We start from the raw sequence: 16,570 nt of genomic DNA, 5'->3' as shown, positions 1-16,570 counted from the left end.
CGTATGATAGGTATGAAGCGCGACGGGGCAAGTCAACTGCGGCATACGCTATGACCAACGAGTTGGGCGACATCGGATTCGGCTATCGGCCGCGCGCGGCCTATGCCAGCGACCCGGCAAAGTCGCGCGGGCGGTTGTTCGACGAGGTGGAAAGCCCGACGCGCACGCCGTTCCAGCGCGACCGCGACCGCATCATCCATTCGACGGCGTTCCGCCGGCTGAAGCACAAGACGCAAGTGTTCGTCGCGCACGAAGGCGACCATTACCGCACGAGGCTGACGCATTCGATCGAGGTCGCGCAAATTGCCCGCGCTCTGGCGCGGGCACTGCGCGGCGACGAGGACCTGGCCGAGGCGGTGGCCCTGGTGCACGACTTCGGCCACACGCCCTTCGGCCATACCGGCGAGGACGCGCTGAATGAGAAGATGGCCGCCTGGGGCGGATTCGACCACAATGCGCAGTCGCTACGTGTGGTGACGCGGCTGGAGCGGCGCTATGCCGAGTTCGATGGGCTGAACCTCACCTGGGAAACGCTGGAGGGGCTGGTCAAGCACAATGGCCCACTGACCGATGCCAAGGGCAAAGGGCTGAAGGGGCCGGTGCCGCAGGCAATCCGCGACTATTCCGAACTGCACGACCTCGAGCTCGACCGCTTCGCCGGTATCGAGGCGCAGTGCGCGGCGATTGCCGACGACATCGCCTACAACACCCACGACATCGACGACGGGCTGAGGGCAGGGCTGTTGACGCTCGATATGCTGGAGGGCGTTTCGCTGCCGGGGTCGATCCTCAAGGGCGTGCGTCAGCGCTATCCGGCGCTCGATGACGTACGCACCGGCCACGAGCTGATGCGCCGGCAGATCACCATCATGGTCGAGGACGTGATCGTCTCGACGACGGCCAATCTGGCGCGCATCAAGCCTGACAGCGCCGAAGCGGTAAGGGCGGCCGGCGAGACGATGGTGAGCTTCTCCGCCGAGACGGCCGTATGGGAAAAGGAGCTGAAGGCCTTTCTTTACAAGCATCTCTACCGGCACGCGGACGTCATGCGGGTGCGCGCCGAGGCCGACCAGATCGTCAGGGACCTGTTCGACGTCTATTTCGCCGATCCGCGCGCCATGCCGGATGGCTGGCGCGAAGGGCTCGACCGGGCAGAGGACCGCGTCAAGGCGCGCAGTGTTGCCGATTTCCTGGCCGGCATGACGGACACTTATGCGCTCAAGGAACACAGGCGTTTGTTTGACCATACGCCGGATTTGAGCTAGGGCGGGCTCGATTTTGCCGGCCAGCGAGCCGGCCCCCTGCAAAACCGTCAGAGCCACAGCAATGAACATCTTCGCCGATTTCAACGCGCGAATCATAAAGGCCGTCGAAGCGCTTGATTTGAAAGACAAGGATGGCGCGTCGCCGGACCTGTCGCGCATCGCTGTCGAGCCGCCGCGCGATGCCAGCCATGGCGACCTCGCGACCAACGCTGCCATGGTGTTGGCCAAGCCGACCGGCCAGAATCCGCGCGCGCTGGCAGAAAGGCTGGCTGAGGCGCTGCGCGCCGACGAGGATATCGCGGCCGCCGAGATCGCCGGCCCGGGCTTCGTCAATCTCAGGCTCAAGGACGGTTTCTGGCAGGCGCATCTGACGACGCTGCTCGGCGAAGGCCGCAATTACGGCCGCTCGACTGTCGGCGGCGGCAAGAAAACCAATGTCGAATATGTCTCGGCCAACCCGACCGGGCCGATGCATGTCGGCCATTGCCGGGGTGCCGTGGTCGGCGACGCGCTCGCCAATCTGATGGCCTTCGCCGGTTACGACGTGACCAAGGAATATGTCATCAACGATGCCGGTTCGCAGATCGACGTGCTCGGACGCTCGGTCATGCTGCGCTACCGCGAGGCGCTTGGCGATGAGATCGGCGACATTCCGGCCGGGCTTTATCCAGGCGACTATCTGATCCCCGTTGGTCAAGCGCTGGCCAGCGAATTCGGCCGCTCCCTGCTGCAGATGCCGGACGAGGAGGCGCTTGCCATCGTCAAGGACAGGACGATCGATGCGATGATGACGATGATCCGCGAGGATCTGGCGCTGCTCAACGTGCATCACGACGTCTTCTTCTCCGAGCGGACGCTGCATGCCAACAATGCGAAGAAGATCCGCTCGGCGATCAACGACCTGACGCTGAAGGGGCACATCTACAAGGGCAAGCTGCCGCCGCCCAAAGGCGAGAAGCCGGACGACTGGGAGGACCGCGAGCAGACGCTGTTCCGCTCGACCGCAGTCGGAGACGACATGGATCGGGCGCTGGTCAAGTCGGACGGCACCTTCACCTATTTCGCCGCCGATGTCGCTTACCTCAAGGACAAGGTCGATCGCGGTTTCGTCGATCTGATTTATGTGCTTGGCGCCGATCATGGCGGCTATGTGAAACGGCTGGAAGCGCTTGCCCGGGCGATTGCCGGCGACGAGGTCAAGCTTACCGTGCTGCTTTGCCAGCTGGTGAGGCTGTTTCGCGCCGGCGAGCCGGTGCGCATGTCGAAGCGGTCGGGCGAGTTCGTGACCTTGCGCGAAGTGGTCGAGGAGGTCGGCCGCGACCCGATCCGCTTCATGATGCTCTATCGCAAGAACGACGCGCCGCTCGACTTCGACTTCGCCAAGGTGACCGAGCAGTCGAAGGATAATCCGGTATTCTACGTGCAGTATGCCTCGGCGCGCTGCCATTCGGTGTTCCGGCAGGCGAGCGAGCAATTGGGCGAGGCCATGTTCGACCGCAACCAGCTGGCCGCCGAAGTGGCTTTGCTGACCGACGAGGGTGAGATCGGCCTGATCAGGAAGCTCGCCGAATATCCTCGGCTGATCGAAGCCGCGGCCCTCGCGCTCGAGCCCCACCGGCTGGCATTTTACCTCTACGAACTCGCTTCCAGCTTCCACGGACACTGGAACCGCGGCACCGACAATCCCGACTTACGTTTTGTTAAGGTTAACGACCGACAATTGACGCATGCCAGACTAGGGCTGGTGCAGGCTGTTTCGGACGTTTTGACGTCCGGCCTGACGCTGATCGGAGCCAATGCGCCCACCGAAATGCGTTAGGTTTGAGTAAAAAACCTGTCACCTTTTGCCCACATTGCGCTGGTAAGGGCCAACCCTACGCGACGTCCATGGCGTCCGAATGAGTGCGAGTTCGGGAACAATAATGGCAGACAGAACCCAGCTGAGAGCAGCCGACCACAACGACATCGCCAGCGATGATCCGTTCGCGGAACTGACCAGGATCATGGGGTTCGACCCGCGCCAGCCGGTCAAACCGCAAACGCCGGCCCAGCCGAAAACCGCTGCCGCCGAACCGTCGGTGGACGAGGGCGATTTCGAGATCGATCTCGAGAAGGAGTTGATGGGCGAATTCGGCGCCGACGCCAATGATAATGCTTCCCCTGCCAAGCTTCGCGAGCCGACACCCGAACCGACCGCCGCCGACGAAATGGAGGACGCGCTTGCTGCCTCATTCGAACAGGATTTCGCGTTCGACGACAGTGCGGTGGATGATGTTGCTCCTGTTGCGGCCGCTCCTGTTGCCGCCGACGAAATTGCCTCCGGCCCCGAAAGGGCGTTCGCTCCCGCTGTCGAGCCGGAGTTCGATGAAGAGTTCGATAACGCCGTCGCCGGCTCGCTCGAAGACGTGTCGCCGTTCGAGGACGACCTTTCGAGTGACGACGAACTTGCCGCCTCGCTCGACCAGGATTTTCGGCTCGACGACGATGTGACCGGCGAGGACGAACCCAGGGCCGCGGCCGAGGCGATCGAGCCGGTCGACGAGCCCGCCTTGGACCCTGAGTTCGACGACGCCGTGGCAAGCTCGCTCGAAGACGAGCTGATGCTCGAAGAGCATGAGCCGATGGAGCAGGCGGTCGCCGTTGAAACGGCGGCGCAAGCGGCCGCGCCTGCGTTCGATGACGCATTCGACGACGCGGTTGCAAGCTCGCTCGAAGACGAGCCGATGTTCGACGAGCAGGAGCCGGCTGATAACGCCGCCCCGGCATCGCCGGTTGAGGCGGCCGATGAGAATTTTGCCGGCCATGCCGATGATGCCATGGCCGATGTCGACATGGACTTCGACGTTCGCGCGAACGAGCCTGCCGAAATCGAAGAACCAGAGTTTATCGAAGAGCTGTCGATCGAAGAGCCAGAGGCCGCCCGGCTTTCCGGCACGGCCGCTGAAGCGGCGCTCGACGACGATTTCGATCTGAGCTTCGACGATGCGCCTGCCGAGCACCCCGAACAGCCCGTAGCGCAGGTCGTTGCAGCCGAACCCGCGGCCCAGGCCGCCGCTGTCGTCCCAACGGCCCCAGTGGCCGAGGAACGCAGCCTGGAGGACGAACTGAACGCGCTGCTGGGTGCGATGAGCACACGGCCGGCACAAGCGGTCAACGAACCTCAGACAAGCCAGCAGTCTGCCCAGCAGACTGCCCAGAAGCCCGTGATGGCTGTTCAGCAGCCCATCGCGCCGGTAATTCAGAAGCAAGCAGTGGCTGCTGAACAGCCAATGGCGGCGGTCAAAGACGTCGCCAACGACCCGGTGCATGCTGTCGACGAGCTGGATTGGGAACTCGACGAGCACGAGCCCGCTGAGCCGCAGCAGTCCAGTGCCGCCGATGACGCCGATCTTGGCAGTGTCCTCCTCGATGAGCTTGAAGGCGAGGATTTCGGTGTTGAAGCCGCTGCCGGACCCACGGGTGATTTAGACAACAATGCGCTCGACGCCGACTTCGCCAGGAACATCGGTCTGGATCATGACTCGGCCGACAAGAGTGCGGCAGCTGCTGCCGAAGAAGACCCGCTCGATGCGCTGAACTGGCTGACGACACGCGCCACGCCGCCCGAGCCGGCCCGCTCGTGGAGCCGCGTGACGCCGGTCGCACAGCCTCAACCCGCTTTTGCAAGCCAGCCGGTGGCTTCGGCGCGTCCGGCGCCACCGCAGCCGGCTGCAACGCCGTCCTATCGGGCCGCACCGGTCGAAGAGAGGCCGTCCTATGAAGGCCAGGCATCGCGTGAAGATAGGTCATCCTATGAAGATCGGCCCGCCTACATGGAAGCTGCGCCAATTTCGCATCAACAGCCTTCCGCCTATGACGAGATGCCCGATGTCGAGACGGTCGACGTGCCCGAGCGCGTCGTGGCGCTGGCGGACGATCTCGACATTCCGGAGCTCAACTTCGACGATGACGAGCCGGTGGCGCCCGCCTACGACGATCTCGATGCCGATTTTGCCAGCCTTCTCACCGAAATGAATGCCACGGATATAGCGCCGGCCCCAGTGCGCAGTGCTGGCTATGACGATGAATACGATGCCGGCTTCGCGTCTGGCTACAAGCAAGATCGCGGCGAGACGCGCGCCTATGGCACCAAGCCTGCGGAAGCCCCTGTCAGCCCGGCAGCCGCTTCCTATGCGGATGCAGCGGACGGTTTCGATCTGGGATCGTTGCCCGGCGGCCAGCCGGTTTCGCAAGCCGACGATTTCACCTTCGATGAGCTCGACTACGATCCCGAACTGGACGAGGAGATGTCGGTTCCCGGCCTCGCCGAACGCGAGGCCGAAAGGCAGCCGCGCAGGCGCGGGCTGCTGATAGGTGCGGTGGTCGGCGCCGTTGCGATCGCCGGAGGCCTTGGCGCCTTTGCGTTGACCCTCGGCGGCAAGAGCGGCGGCGATGCGCCGGTCATCGTCAAAGCCGACAACAGGCCGATCAAGATCAAGCCGGAGAATCCAGGCGGCACTGTCGTGCCGAACCAGGACAACAAGGTTTATGACGCTGTGGCCAAGGGCGCCAAGCCCGCCGAGCCGGTTCAGCAGAAGCTGGTCACCAACACCGAAGAGCCTGTGGACCTGAAGGCCAACGAACCGGAGAGCCGCGTCGTCGATCTTTCGCCCAATGACCCCGATGCCGCAGACGATATCGACGCGCCCGGCACCGAGGCGTCCGATAGCAATGCGTCTGGCACCAACGCGCGTGACACCAGCGCGCCTGACACTAATGCGCTTGGCGCCAATGCGGCTGGCGATACCGTAGCCGCCGCACCGGCGCCCAAGTCCGAGGATCGCATCGCGCAGGTTCTGCAGGAGGCCGAGAAGGGTGCCGAGACCGTCGCCGTTGCGCCGCGCAAGGTACGGACCATGGTCGTGAAACCTGACGGCTCGCTGGTGGCGCGCGAGGATCCGGCGCCTGCCGCCCCGCAGATGGCTGCTGCCGAGCCGGCCGATCCGGCGCCGCAGCACGTGGCTCCGGCCGCCCAGGCGGACGCCGCCGCGCAGACCGGCACCGTGCCCCTGATGACAAGCGACCCGAAAATTGGCGACCCGAAGATTGGCGACCAGCCGAGTGGCGATCAGGCGAGCGGCGATCAGGCCGAAACCTCCAAGCTGCAGCCGGCGCCCAAGCCCGAGACAAAGGCTGAAGCCCAGCCGTCAGCCAGCAAGCAGTCGGCCACCACCCCGGCCACGGTTCCGGTGGCGCCGCAGCGCCCGTCCGACCAGCCGGTCGACGTGGTCGGCGAGGTCAAGCCCGATCAGGTTGCTTCCATCGATCCGGCCGCTGCCGGCGCTGGTTCGTGGTCGATACAGATCGCTTCGCAGCCGACAGTCGAAAGCGCCCAGGCGACTTACCAGGATCTGCAGCGCCGCTACGGCGGCGTGCTTTCCGGCCGCACCGCCAACATCGTCAAGGCCGAGATTGCCGGCAAGGGCACCTTCTACCGCGTCCGCGTTCCGGCGCAGTCTCGCAACGAGGCGATCAAACTGTGCACCAGCTACAAGGCTGCCGGCGGCAATTGCTTCGTGTCCCACTAGCGGCACTAAAGCCCCTCGAAAAGCCGGCGCCCGCGCCGGCTTTTTTGCGTGAACGGAAACTTTGGAGGCAATTGCGGGCGATTCCCTTTGTCGTCGCGAAGCTCTAAACTGTTCCGCATGACCGAATCAAAATCCATGATCCTCGGCTGCGCCGGGAAATCACTGACCCGCGACGAGATCCGTTTCTATCGCAACGAATGCCCGTGGGGCTTCATCCTGTTTGCGCGCAATATCGGCGAGACCGAGCAGATCCGCGATCTGGTCGCCGCCATGCGCGACTGCGTCGGGCGTGCGGACGCGCCGGTATTCATCGACCAGGAGGGCGGCCGCGTGCAGCGCCTGCGGCCGCCGCTTGCGCCGAACTATCCGGCTGCCGGTGCACTCGGTGCCTTGTGGCGCGACGACCATGACGCCGGCACCCGTGCCGCATGGCTGATGGCGCGGCTGCATGCCTTCGACCTGCTGCGCTACGGCATCACGGCGGATTGCCTGCCGGTGCTCGATGTGCCGATCGAGGGCGCCAGCGACGTCATCGGCGCGCGCGCCTATGGCAAGGAGCCGCGCGCCGTCATCGAATTGGGTCGCGCCGCGGCGGAAGGCCTGATGGCGGGCGGCGTGCTGCCGGTGATGAAGCATATTCCCGGTCATGGAAGGGCCTTCGCCGATACGCATTTCGAACTGCCGACCGTCGACGCCTCGATCGGCGACCTGCAGCGGCATGATTTTGCGCCATTCAGGGAGCTCAACCATTTGCCGATGGCGATGACGGCGCATGTCATCTATAGCGCGATCGACCCGAAGAACCCGGCCACCACATCCGGCAAGGTCATCGAAAAGATCATCCGCGGCGAAATCGGCTTCGATGGTCTGTTGATGAGCGACGACACTTCGATGAAGGCACTTTCTGGGGATTTCCCGTCAAAGGCGGCCGCTATCCTTGCGGCGGGCTGCGATCTGGTCCTTCACTGCAACGGCGTGTTCGAGGAGATGGCCGGCATTGCATCGCGAACGACCGGGCTTGAGGGCAAGTCGTTTGAGCGCGCGGAGCGGGCGCTGACCTATATCAGGAACCGTGACGTTGTGGACGAGACCGAGATTCGGGCCGAATTTGCCAGTTATTTCGACGCGGTAGCCTAGCATCAAAGGAAGCGAAGTGGCGGAAGCATTGGACCTGAAGGCCGGCAAGGCCGCACCGATGGACCGCTTGTGGGCCGAGAACGACGATTCCCGGCTGACCGGCGATCCGGCGTTGGTCGTCGATGTGGCCGGTTTCGAAGGTCCGCTCGATCTTCTGCTGCATCTTGCCCGCAATCAGAAGGTCGACCTGTCGCGCATCTCGATCCTGGCGCTGGCCGAACAGTATCTGGCATTCGTCGAGAAGGTGAGGGCGCTGAGGCTGGAGCTTGCCGCCGACTATCTGGTGATGGCAGCGTGGCTGGCGTTTCTCAAGTCGAAGCTCCTGATCCCCAAGCAGCCCGGCGACGAAGGCGAAAGCGGCGAGGAACTGGCGGCGGTGCTGCAGTTCCGGCTGAAGCGGCTGGAGGCCATGCGCGACGCGGCGGCACGGCTGGTCAACCGCAACCGGCTCGGACGCGACGTGTTTGCACGTGGCATGCCGGAGATGGTGATCGTCGAGAAGCGCAATGCCTATTCGGCCTCGCTCTATGACCTGTTGACCGCCTATGCCCAGCAGCGCCAGAAGCAGGCGATCACCAATGTGACGATTGCCAGGCGCGGCGTGTGGTCGCTCAAGGATGCGCGCGACGTGCTGACCAGGCTGATCGGGTCGCTGCGCGACTGGACGGCGCTCGACAGTTTCCTGGTCGAATATCTGGCCGGCCCCGAAGAGCGGCGCACCGCGGTTGCCAGCTCGTTTGCGGCGACGCTGGAACTGGTGCGCGAAGGCAAGATGGAAATGCGGCAGGACCAAGTTTTCGCGCCGCTTTATCTGCGCGGCCGCGCCCAGGCCATCAAGATAGTCGAGGTGACATCATGAGCGAACGCGCCAACGCTTCGATCATTCCATTCAAGGTCGAGGACGACGCCGAGCAAGGCGCGGTCGCCGAGAACCCGGCACAAAATCAGGGGCAGAATTTGTCGCGGAATCCTGGCGGGCGGCTGCATATGGCGGAGGCCGTACGGATGGCCGAGGCGATCGTTTTCGCCAGCGCCGAGCCGGTCAGCGAAAAACAGCTCACTTCGCGGCTGCCCGACGGCATCAACATTGCCGCGGCAATGGCCGAACTGCAGCAGATCTATGCGCGGCGCGGCGTCAATCTGGTGCGCGTCGGCGATGCCTGGGCGTTTCGCACCGCCGGCGACCTCGCCTTCCTGATGAGCCGTGACACGGTGCAGCAGCGCAAACTGTCCCGCGCTGCCCTCGAAGTGCTGGCGATCATCGCCTACCACCAGCCGGTAACGCGCGCCGAGATCGAGGACATCCGCGGCGTCGAGACGTCAAAGGGGACGCTCGACACGCTGATGGAGACCGAATGGGTGAGGATGCGCGGCCGGCGCCGCACGCCCGGCCGTCCCGTCACCTATGGCACGACCGATATTTTCCTCGACCATTTCGCGCTGGAGGAGATACGCGATCTCCCCGGCATGGAGGAATTGAAGGGTGCGGGGCTGCTGTCCGGCCGTATGCCGTCGAATTTCTCGGTGCCGCTGCCGCCGGCCGACCCCGATGCGCTCACCGACGACGAGGATCCGCTGACCGATATCGACCTCGAGGAACTCGGTCTTTTGACGCCGCGCGTCACGGAAGATTGAGCCGAGCGCCATCTTAAAGCCACAGGCAGGATGGAACTGCGCCGATTGGTAGCGGGCCGCCGTGCCGAAAGTGCGTGACTTCGGCGACTCATTCATGAACTCTGTCGCAGTTCTGTTTGAATCCGAACCCGAAAGCGCATAGATCAGCGTCTGGGAAACCGTTCGAGAGAGATTTGCTATGGGTTCATTTTCGATTTGGCACTGGATGATCGTTCTGGTGATCGTGCTGCTGGTCTTCGGCCGCGGCAAGATCCCCGAGCTGATGGGCGACATGGCCAAGGGCATCAAGAGCTTCAAGAAGGGCATGGCGGACGACGAGACTGCCGACGACAAGCGCACCGTCGAACACCGTGCCGACGAAACCGTTTCGGTACCGAAGGAAAAGGCCAGCAAAGGCTGAGCCCAAACTTTAGTCGGAACGTATAGCCATGTTCGAAGTCGGCTGGACCGAGATGCTGGTGATCGCGATCGTCATGATCGTGGTCGTCGGGCCCAAGGATTTGCCCAACATGCTGCGCACCTTCGGTCGCACGACGGCGAAGCTGCGCGCCATGGCTTCCGATTTCCAGCGGCAGTTCAACGACGCGTTGAAGGAAGCCGAACTCGACGACGTCAAGAAGTCGGTCGATTCGCTGAGAAGTCTCAATCCGGCAGCCGAGATCAGGAAGCAGCTCAATCCATTCGAACAGGCCGCCGCCGACGTCCGTTCCGGCGTCGACGCCGTGATGAAACCCAAGCCGGCCGTCGATGCCGCCGCTTCGACGGAGCAGGCAGCCGAGCCGCTGAACAACGGCGCAACGACGATGCCGGGCGTCAGCCCGCCGGAGCCGACGCCGGCCACGCCGATCTTTCCGGCGATGACGGACGAGTCCGTCGTGGCGCCGGCCGTGCAGGCGCAAACGGCTGCGGCGGCAGTGCCGCAAAAAGCATCTGCGGCAAGGAAGAAGCCGGCGCCCGCGAAAGCCGCGGCCGCCGCGCCGGCCAAGCCGGCAAAGACCGCTGCGCCAAAGGCCGCCGCAAAAGCTGAGCCGAAACCGCAGTCGCCAGCAGCGAAGAAGCCGGCGTCAGCAGCGAAGAAGCCGGCCGCCAGGAAAACGGCGGGAGCCGCCAAGTGAGCGTTTCGGACAAGGAAAAGGACGAGATCGAAAAATCGTCGGCTCCGCTGATGGAGCACCTGATCGAGCTGCGCCGGCGCTTGATCTGGTCGATCGGCGGTTTTTTCGTCGCCTTCCTGGTCTGCTTCTTTTTCGCCAAGCGGCTGTTCAACCTTCTGGTCATTCCGTTCAAATGGGCCACGCAATGGGCCGGGCTCGACCCGCACAAGGTCGAGCTGATCTATACGGCGCCACAGGAATTCTTCTTTACCCAGGTCAAGCTCGCCATGTTCGGCGGCATGGTCATAGCCTTTCCGCTGATCGCCACGCAGATCTACAAATTCATCGCGCCCGGCCTCTACAAGAACGAACGCAATGCCTTCCTGCCGTTCCTGATCGCCTCGCCGATCCTGTTCCTGATGGGCGCGTCGCTGGTCTATTTCTTCTTCACGCCGATGGTGATGTGGTTCTTCCTCGCCATGCAGCAGACCGGCACCAATGACCAGGTGCAGATTTCGCTGCTGCCGAAAGTGTCCGAATATCTCAGTCTGATCATGACGCTGATCTTCTCCTTCGGCCTGGTGTTCCAGTTGCCGGTGGTGACAAGCCTGATGACGCGGGTCGGCATGCTGTCGTCCACGGCCCTTGCCGAGAAGCGCAAATGGGCCATCGTCATCGCCTTCGTCGTGGCGGCGGTGCTGACGCCGCCCGACCCGATGAGCCAGATCGGCCTCGCCATTCCGACGATCCTGCTCTACGAGGTCTCGATCTGGTCGGCCCGGCTGATCGAGCGCAGCAAGGAGCGCGACCGTGTGGCTCGCGAAAAACAGGACGCCACGGAAGAGGTGGCCGACAAGCCGGCGGACGCGTCATCGACGTAGGTTCGGTTGAAGCGGACAGCATCTTTCTTCCGACCGCTGCAACTTTGTTCTTGCTTTGTGCCGGCAGCTATGCTACTAATTTGGCTATGGTGCCAATTGGCTCCAAAAACCCGCCCACTCAGGGCGGGTTTTTTTGTTTCTTCCTTTTGAAGTTCCGGTGTTGCCGCCTGAGGTCGGCGGGACAGCGCCCCCCTCTGTCCTGCCGGACATCTCCCCCACTTGGGGGGAGATTGGCAACTTCGCCCATGGCTTGCTTTTTCAGCGCCGGAGATTGGCGAAAGCCGCAGTGACGGCCGATCTCCCCACCCGTGGGGGAGATGTCCGGCAGGACAGAGGGGGCGCGAAGGAACTCTGCCTTGACGCCTTGCATCGATGCGGTTTACCCCCTCTGGCCTACTCAAGGACGAACAGATCATGCTTGACATCAAATGGATTCGCGACAACCCGAAGGCCCTTGTCGAAGCGCTCCAGAAGCGCTCTTGGTCGGCTGAGGATGCGCGGTCCACGGTCGACGACCTGATCGCGGCGGATGAGGCGCGGCGCGAGCATCTGACCGAGCTGCAGGCCAGACAAGAACGCCGCAACGCCGCATCGAGGGAGATCGGCAATGCCATGCGCTCGGGCGACGCCGCTCTTGCCGAAAGGCTGAAGGCCGAGGTCGGCGAGATCAAGGCCTTCATCCAGAATGGCGAGGCGCGCGAGCGCGAGCTCGACAAGGCGCTGAACGATGTGTTGGCAGTGCTGCCAAACGTGCCGTTCGACGACGTGCCGGTCGGCAAGGACGAGCACGACAACGTCGTCAAGCGCGTCGTTGGCGAGGTGCTGACGCGGCCGAACTGGGTGAAGGAGCATTTCGAGATCGGCGAAGCGCTCGGCATGATGGATTTCGAGCGGGCAGCACGGCTTTCCGGCTCGCGCTTCACCGTGCTCAAAAGCGGCCTGGCGCGGATGGAACGCGCGCTCGGCCAGTTCATGCTGGATCTGCACACCACCGAGCACGGCTATGTAGAGATCCAGCCGCCGTTGATGGTGCGCGACGAGGTGCTTTTCGGGACCGGGCAACTGCCGAAATTCGAGGCGGATTTATTCTTCGTTCGGCACGGGGACGGCAGGCTTGGCCTGATCCCAACCGCCGAAGTGCCGCTCACCAATCTCGTTCGCGACGAGATCACGCCGCACGAAAAACTGCCGCTGCGCTATACGGCGCTGACGCCGTGCTTCCGCTCCGAGGCGGGCTCGGCCGGGCGCGACACGCGCGGCATGCTGCGCCAGCACCAGTTCTACAAGGTCGAACTGGTGTCGATCACCGACCAGGAGACTTCGGTTGCCGAGCATGAGCGCATGACCGAATGCGCCGAGGAGGTGCTGAAGCGGCTCGGCCTGCCGTTCCGCACCGTGACGCTGTGCACCGGCGACATGGGCTTTGGCGCGCGCAAGACCTACGACATCGAGGTCTGGCTGCCCGGCCAGAATGCCTATCGCGAGATATCGTCGTGCTCGGTATGCGGCGATTTCCAGGCGCGGCGCATGGACGCCCGCTACAAGGACAAGGACGGCAAGGGCAACCGCTTCGTCCACACGCTGAATGGTTCGGGCACCGCCGTCGGCCGCGCTCTCATTGCCGTCATCGAAAATTACCAGAACGAGGACGGCAGCGTAACCATTCCTGAAGCGCTTAGGCCTTACATGGGCGGTCTGGAAAAGATCGAATCGAGATAATGCGCATCCTTCTGACCAACGACGACGGCATCCATGCCGAGGGCCTTGCATCACTCGAACGCATGGCGCGCACGCTGTCGGACGACGTCTGGGTGGTGGCACCGGAACAGGATCAGTCCGGCTATGCGCATTCGCTGTCGATCTCGGAGCCGCTGCGGCTCAGGAAGATTGGCGAAAAGCACTTTGCGGTGCGGGGAACGCCGACCGACTGCGTCATCATGGGCGTGAGGAAGATCCTGCCCGAAGCGCCTGACCTGATCCTGTCCGGCGTCAATTCCGGCGCCAACATCGCCGACGACGTCACCTATTCGGGCACGGTCGCCGGCGCCATGGAAGGCGCGCTGCTCGGCGTGCGCTCGATCGCCATCAGCCAGGCCTATTCCTATGTTGGCGAGGACCGCGTCGTTCCCTACGAGACCGCCGAAGCGCTGGCACCGGCGCTGCTCGAAAAGCTCGTCGCCATGCCGTTGCCGGACGGTGTGCTGCTCAACGTCAATTTTCCGAATTGCGAGCCGCAAGAGATCGGCGGCATCGTGGTCACTTCGCAGGGCAAGCTGGTCCACAGCCTGTGGGTCGACGAGCGGCGCGACGGGCGCGGCCTGCCATACTATTGGCTACGCTTCGGCCGCGAGCCCGTCGAAGGCAAGCAAGGCACCGACCTCCATGCCTTGCGCAATCGGCTGGTGTCGGTGACGCCGCTGCAGCTCGATCTCACCGCGCATGAAATCCGCGATCAACTGGCCAAGGCGCTCGCATGAACTCAAACCACGCTGCAACGGTCGACGAGCGCGAAGGTTTCGCTGCCTTCCTGCTTCGCCTGCGCGGCAGGGGCACGGTGCCGAAGGCGCTGATCGCCGCCTTTGAGGCGACGCCGCGGCGCGGCTTTCTGTCTCCGCATTTTCACTCCATAGCCTGGTCGGACCGTATGCTGCCGATCGAATGCGGCGAGGCCATCGAAGGCGCCGACCTGCAGGCGGCGGTGATCGCGGCACTTGCGATCGAGCCGGGCAACCGCGTGCTCGAGATCGGCACCGGGTCGGGCTACACGGCGGCGGTGATGTCGCGGCTTGCCGCGCGGATCGTCACCATCGACCGTTACAAGACGCTGGCCGAACAGGCCCGGCAGCGCCTTGAGGCACTCGCCATCGGCAATGTCATCGTGCGTCAGGCGGACGGTTCCAACGGGCTGGCCAACGAAGCGCCGTTCGACCGCATCGTTGCCTGGGCGGCCTTCGACAGCCTGCCGCGCTTTCTCCTCGATCAATTGTCGAGCGGCGGCATCGTCATCGCGCCGATCGGACCCGACGAGGGCGAGCAGGTGCTGGCCAAGCTTACCAAGGTCGGCAGCCGCTTCGAACGCGAGGATATCGGCCTGGTGCGCCTGCAGCCGATCCTGCACGGTGTCGCCGCCGTCATCTAGGCTGTGTCGATATTCAGGTGAGGTCGGCCTGCAAATGGCGGCTTCCTCCGCTTCCGGTGCTCACGTACCCAAAAGTACGCACCGCTCCGGTTCTCGGAACCCACCATTTTCGGCTCGGCCTGACCTGAATCTCGGCACACCCGGCGCCCGGATCCTGGAATATTTTAAGAAAATTTGCGCCTGATTCTACAGGTTTAACCGACCGGTAACATTAACGCGCTTTAATCACACTCAGTTGTACCGGGTCTGTGCGGGTTAGTGCGATGCAATTCAGTGTTTTGAAGGCAAACGGACGCAATCTGGCGCGTGGCTGCGCCGTCCTCATGATCGCAGGCGCTGCGACAGGGTGTAGTTCCCAGGTGGCGCGGTTCAACAGCGTCGACGACGTGTTCACCGCCTCGACCAACAACCAGCGCGCCATCATCGACAAGCAGGATGCTGCCCAGCCCTATCCGGGCGATGTTGCGGCCGCGCCGATCGACGGCAGCCACACCCAGTCGGTCAGCCGCTCAAGCCTCGAACCGGTCACGGCACAGCAATTGCCGCCGCCGGCTCCCGCGCTGGCGCCTGCCGCCCGTCCGGTGCGTACCGCTGCCGCGCCGGCCCTGGCACCTGCCGCTCCTCCTGTCGACAGGACGGCAACCGGCACCGTCGCTCCGGCGGCAAGGCCGTTCAAGAACGCCGAGCCCGACGCGCCGCGCATGGCGACAGCCGCCGGCGCGCCACATGCAACCGAGATCGTCGTCAAGGACGGCGAGACCATTTCCGGGCTGTCGCGGCGCTACGGCGTGCCGGCCGATGCCATCATGAAAGTCAACGGCCTGAGCGCGACGAAGGGGCTGAAGACCGGCCAGAAGCTCGTCATCCCGGCCTATGCGTATTCGAGCAACGGCGCCGCGCCAAAAGTCGCCGATGCCAAGCCCGCGAACGGCACCAGGCACGACCAGCCGGCCGACGCGCCGGAGAAGGTGGCCGTGCTGCCGCAGCAACCGAAGCTCAGGGAAGGCAAGTCTGCCGCGCAGGTGGACGCCTCGGCTGCCGCGAGCCAGCCGAAGGATGGAAAGACTGCGGCGAAGGTGGCTTCGGCGACGGCCAAGCCGGCCGGTGCCGGCGGCACTTACACGGTTCAGCAAGGCGATACGCTGTCCGCCATTGCCAGAAAGACCGGCGTCGGCGTTGTTGCGCTGAAGCAGGCGAACGGCATGCAGGATGGACTGCTCAAGATCGGCCAGACCCTGAAAGTGCCGGCAGGCGGAACCGCTGTCGTCGCCGGTGCGAAGCCGGCTAAGGTCGATCCGGTGACGACGGCCACCACCCAGCCGCCGGCCAAGGCCACGCCGACGCAGACGCTCGCCTCCTACACGCCGCCGAAGAAGGATGCGAAAGTCATCCAGCAGGCCGAGGACGACGATGCGGTGGCGCCGGACGCGACCGGCATCGGCAAGATGCGCTGGCCGGTGCGCGGCCGCGTGATCTCAAGCTTCGGCGGCGGCAAGGACGGCGTCGACATTGCCGTGCCCGAGGGGACGCCGGTCAAGGCGGCTGAAAACGGTGTCGTCATTTATGCCGGTGACGGCCTCAAGGAATTCGGCAACACGGTGCTGGTGCGGCACGAAAACGGTCTGGTCACTGTCTACGGCCACGCCAGCTCGATCGAGGTGCAGCGCGGCCAGAAGGTCAAGCGCGGCCAGGAAATCGCCCTGTCCGGCATGAGCGGCACCACCGACTCGCCGAAACTGCATTTCGAAGTGCGCAAGAACTCGGCGCCGGTCGATCCTTCGACCTATCTCGAATAGACGACGAAAAGCGATTTGCGGGCCACCTGACCTTCAGCCCGCCGAGGAAGTCCGCT

General features: G+C 64.0%; 13 protein-coding genes. All 13 read left to right on the top strand.

Annotated elements, in window-relative coordinates:
* The first annotated feature begins 50 nt into the window (after positions 1-50).
* The 13 genes from NKH17_RS25615 (at position 51) to NKH17_RS25555 (ending at position 16,514) form a co-directional block, all read left to right on the top strand.
* A complete protein-coding gene (locus tag NKH17_RS25615) occupies positions 51-1,265 on the top strand; it encodes a deoxyguanosinetriphosphate triphosphohydrolase (protein WP_352804885.1) in 1,215 nt (404 codons plus the stop codon).
* Between the two features lie 61 nt (positions 1,266-1,326).
* Positions 1,327-3,084 (top strand): arginine--tRNA ligase, encoded by a 1,758-nt coding sequence (gene argS / locus NKH17_RS25610; protein WP_352804249.1) that lies wholly within the window; start codon positions 1,327-1,329, stop codon positions 3,082-3,084.
* Positions 3,085-3,187: 103 nt separating this feature from the next.
* Positions 3,188-6,832, top strand: a complete 3,645-nt coding sequence (locus NKH17_RS25605) for an SPOR domain-containing protein (RefSeq protein WP_352899274.1) — start codon at positions 3,188-3,190, stop codon at positions 6,830-6,832.
* A gap of 117 nt (positions 6,833-6,949) precedes the next feature.
* On the top strand, positions 6,950-7,969 hold the full coding sequence (nagZ, locus tag NKH17_RS25600; RefSeq protein WP_352479791.1) for a beta-N-acetylhexosaminidase: 1,020 nt from the start codon (positions 6,950-6,952) through the stop codon (positions 7,967-7,969).
* Positions 7,970-8,027: 58 nt separating this feature from the next.
* Positions 8,028-8,828, top strand: coding sequence for a segregation and condensation protein A (locus NKH17_RS25595; protein WP_292664905.1), 801 nt, complete (start codon positions 8,028-8,030; stop codon positions 8,826-8,828).
* Entirely contained in the window at positions 8,825-9,604 is a 780-nt protein-coding gene (gene scpB / locus NKH17_RS25590) for an SMC-Scp complex subunit ScpB (RefSeq protein WP_352479790.1), read from the top strand. The genes NKH17_RS25595 and scpB overlap by 4 nt, the downstream gene beginning before the upstream one ends.
* Positions 9,605-9,782: 178 nt before the next feature.
* On the top strand, positions 9,783-10,004 hold the full coding sequence (locus NKH17_RS25585) for a twin-arginine translocase TatA/TatE family subunit (protein ID WP_352479789.1): 222 nt from the start codon (positions 9,783-9,785) through the stop codon (positions 10,002-10,004).
* 28 nt (positions 10,005-10,032) lie between these two features.
* The gene (gene tatB / locus NKH17_RS25580) at positions 10,033-10,719 is read left to right on the top strand and encodes a Sec-independent protein translocase protein TatB (RefSeq protein ID WP_352804875.1); all 687 of its coding nucleotides are present in this window, start codon (positions 10,033-10,035) and stop codon (positions 10,717-10,719) included.
* Positions 10,716-11,579: a twin-arginine translocase subunit TatC gene (gene tatC, locus NKH17_RS25575; RefSeq protein WP_254818322.1), complete on the top strand. Its 864-nt coding sequence runs from the start codon at positions 10,716-10,718 to the stop codon at positions 11,577-11,579. The genes tatB and tatC overlap by 4 nt, the downstream gene beginning before the upstream one ends.
* Before the next feature lie 414 nt (positions 11,580-11,993).
* Entirely contained in the window at positions 11,994-13,298 is a 1,305-nt protein-coding gene (gene serS, locus NKH17_RS25570) for a serine--tRNA ligase (RefSeq protein WP_352899270.1), read from the top strand.
* Positions 13,298-14,056, top strand: a complete 759-nt coding sequence (gene surE, locus NKH17_RS25565; RefSeq protein ID WP_352899268.1) for a 5'/3'-nucleotidase SurE — start codon at positions 13,298-13,300, stop codon at positions 14,054-14,056. The genes serS and surE overlap by 1 nt, the downstream gene beginning before the upstream one ends.
* Positions 14,053-14,718 carry a protein-L-isoaspartate(D-aspartate) O-methyltransferase gene (locus NKH17_RS25560; RefSeq protein ID WP_352479785.1) on the top strand — a complete coding sequence of 222 codons (666 nt, stop codon included), beginning with the start codon at positions 14,053-14,055 and terminating at the stop codon, positions 14,716-14,718. The genes surE and NKH17_RS25560 overlap by 4 nt, the downstream gene beginning before the upstream one ends.
* Before the next feature lie 263 nt (positions 14,719-14,981).
* On the top strand, positions 14,982-16,514 hold the full coding sequence (locus NKH17_RS25555) for a peptidoglycan DD-metalloendopeptidase family protein (protein ID WP_352479784.1): 1,533 nt from the start codon (positions 14,982-14,984) through the stop codon (positions 16,512-16,514).
* The last annotated feature ends 56 nt before the right edge of the window (positions 16,515-16,570 follow it).

Origin of the sequence: Mesorhizobium sp. M1334, from assembly GCF_040317995.1 — a bacterium.
GTDB lineage: Bacteria > Pseudomonadota > Alphaproteobacteria > Rhizobiales > Rhizobiaceae > Mesorhizobium.
The sequence above is the reverse complement of the archived record's forward strand: the minus strand, read 5'-3'. Positions and strand labels throughout refer to the sequence as shown.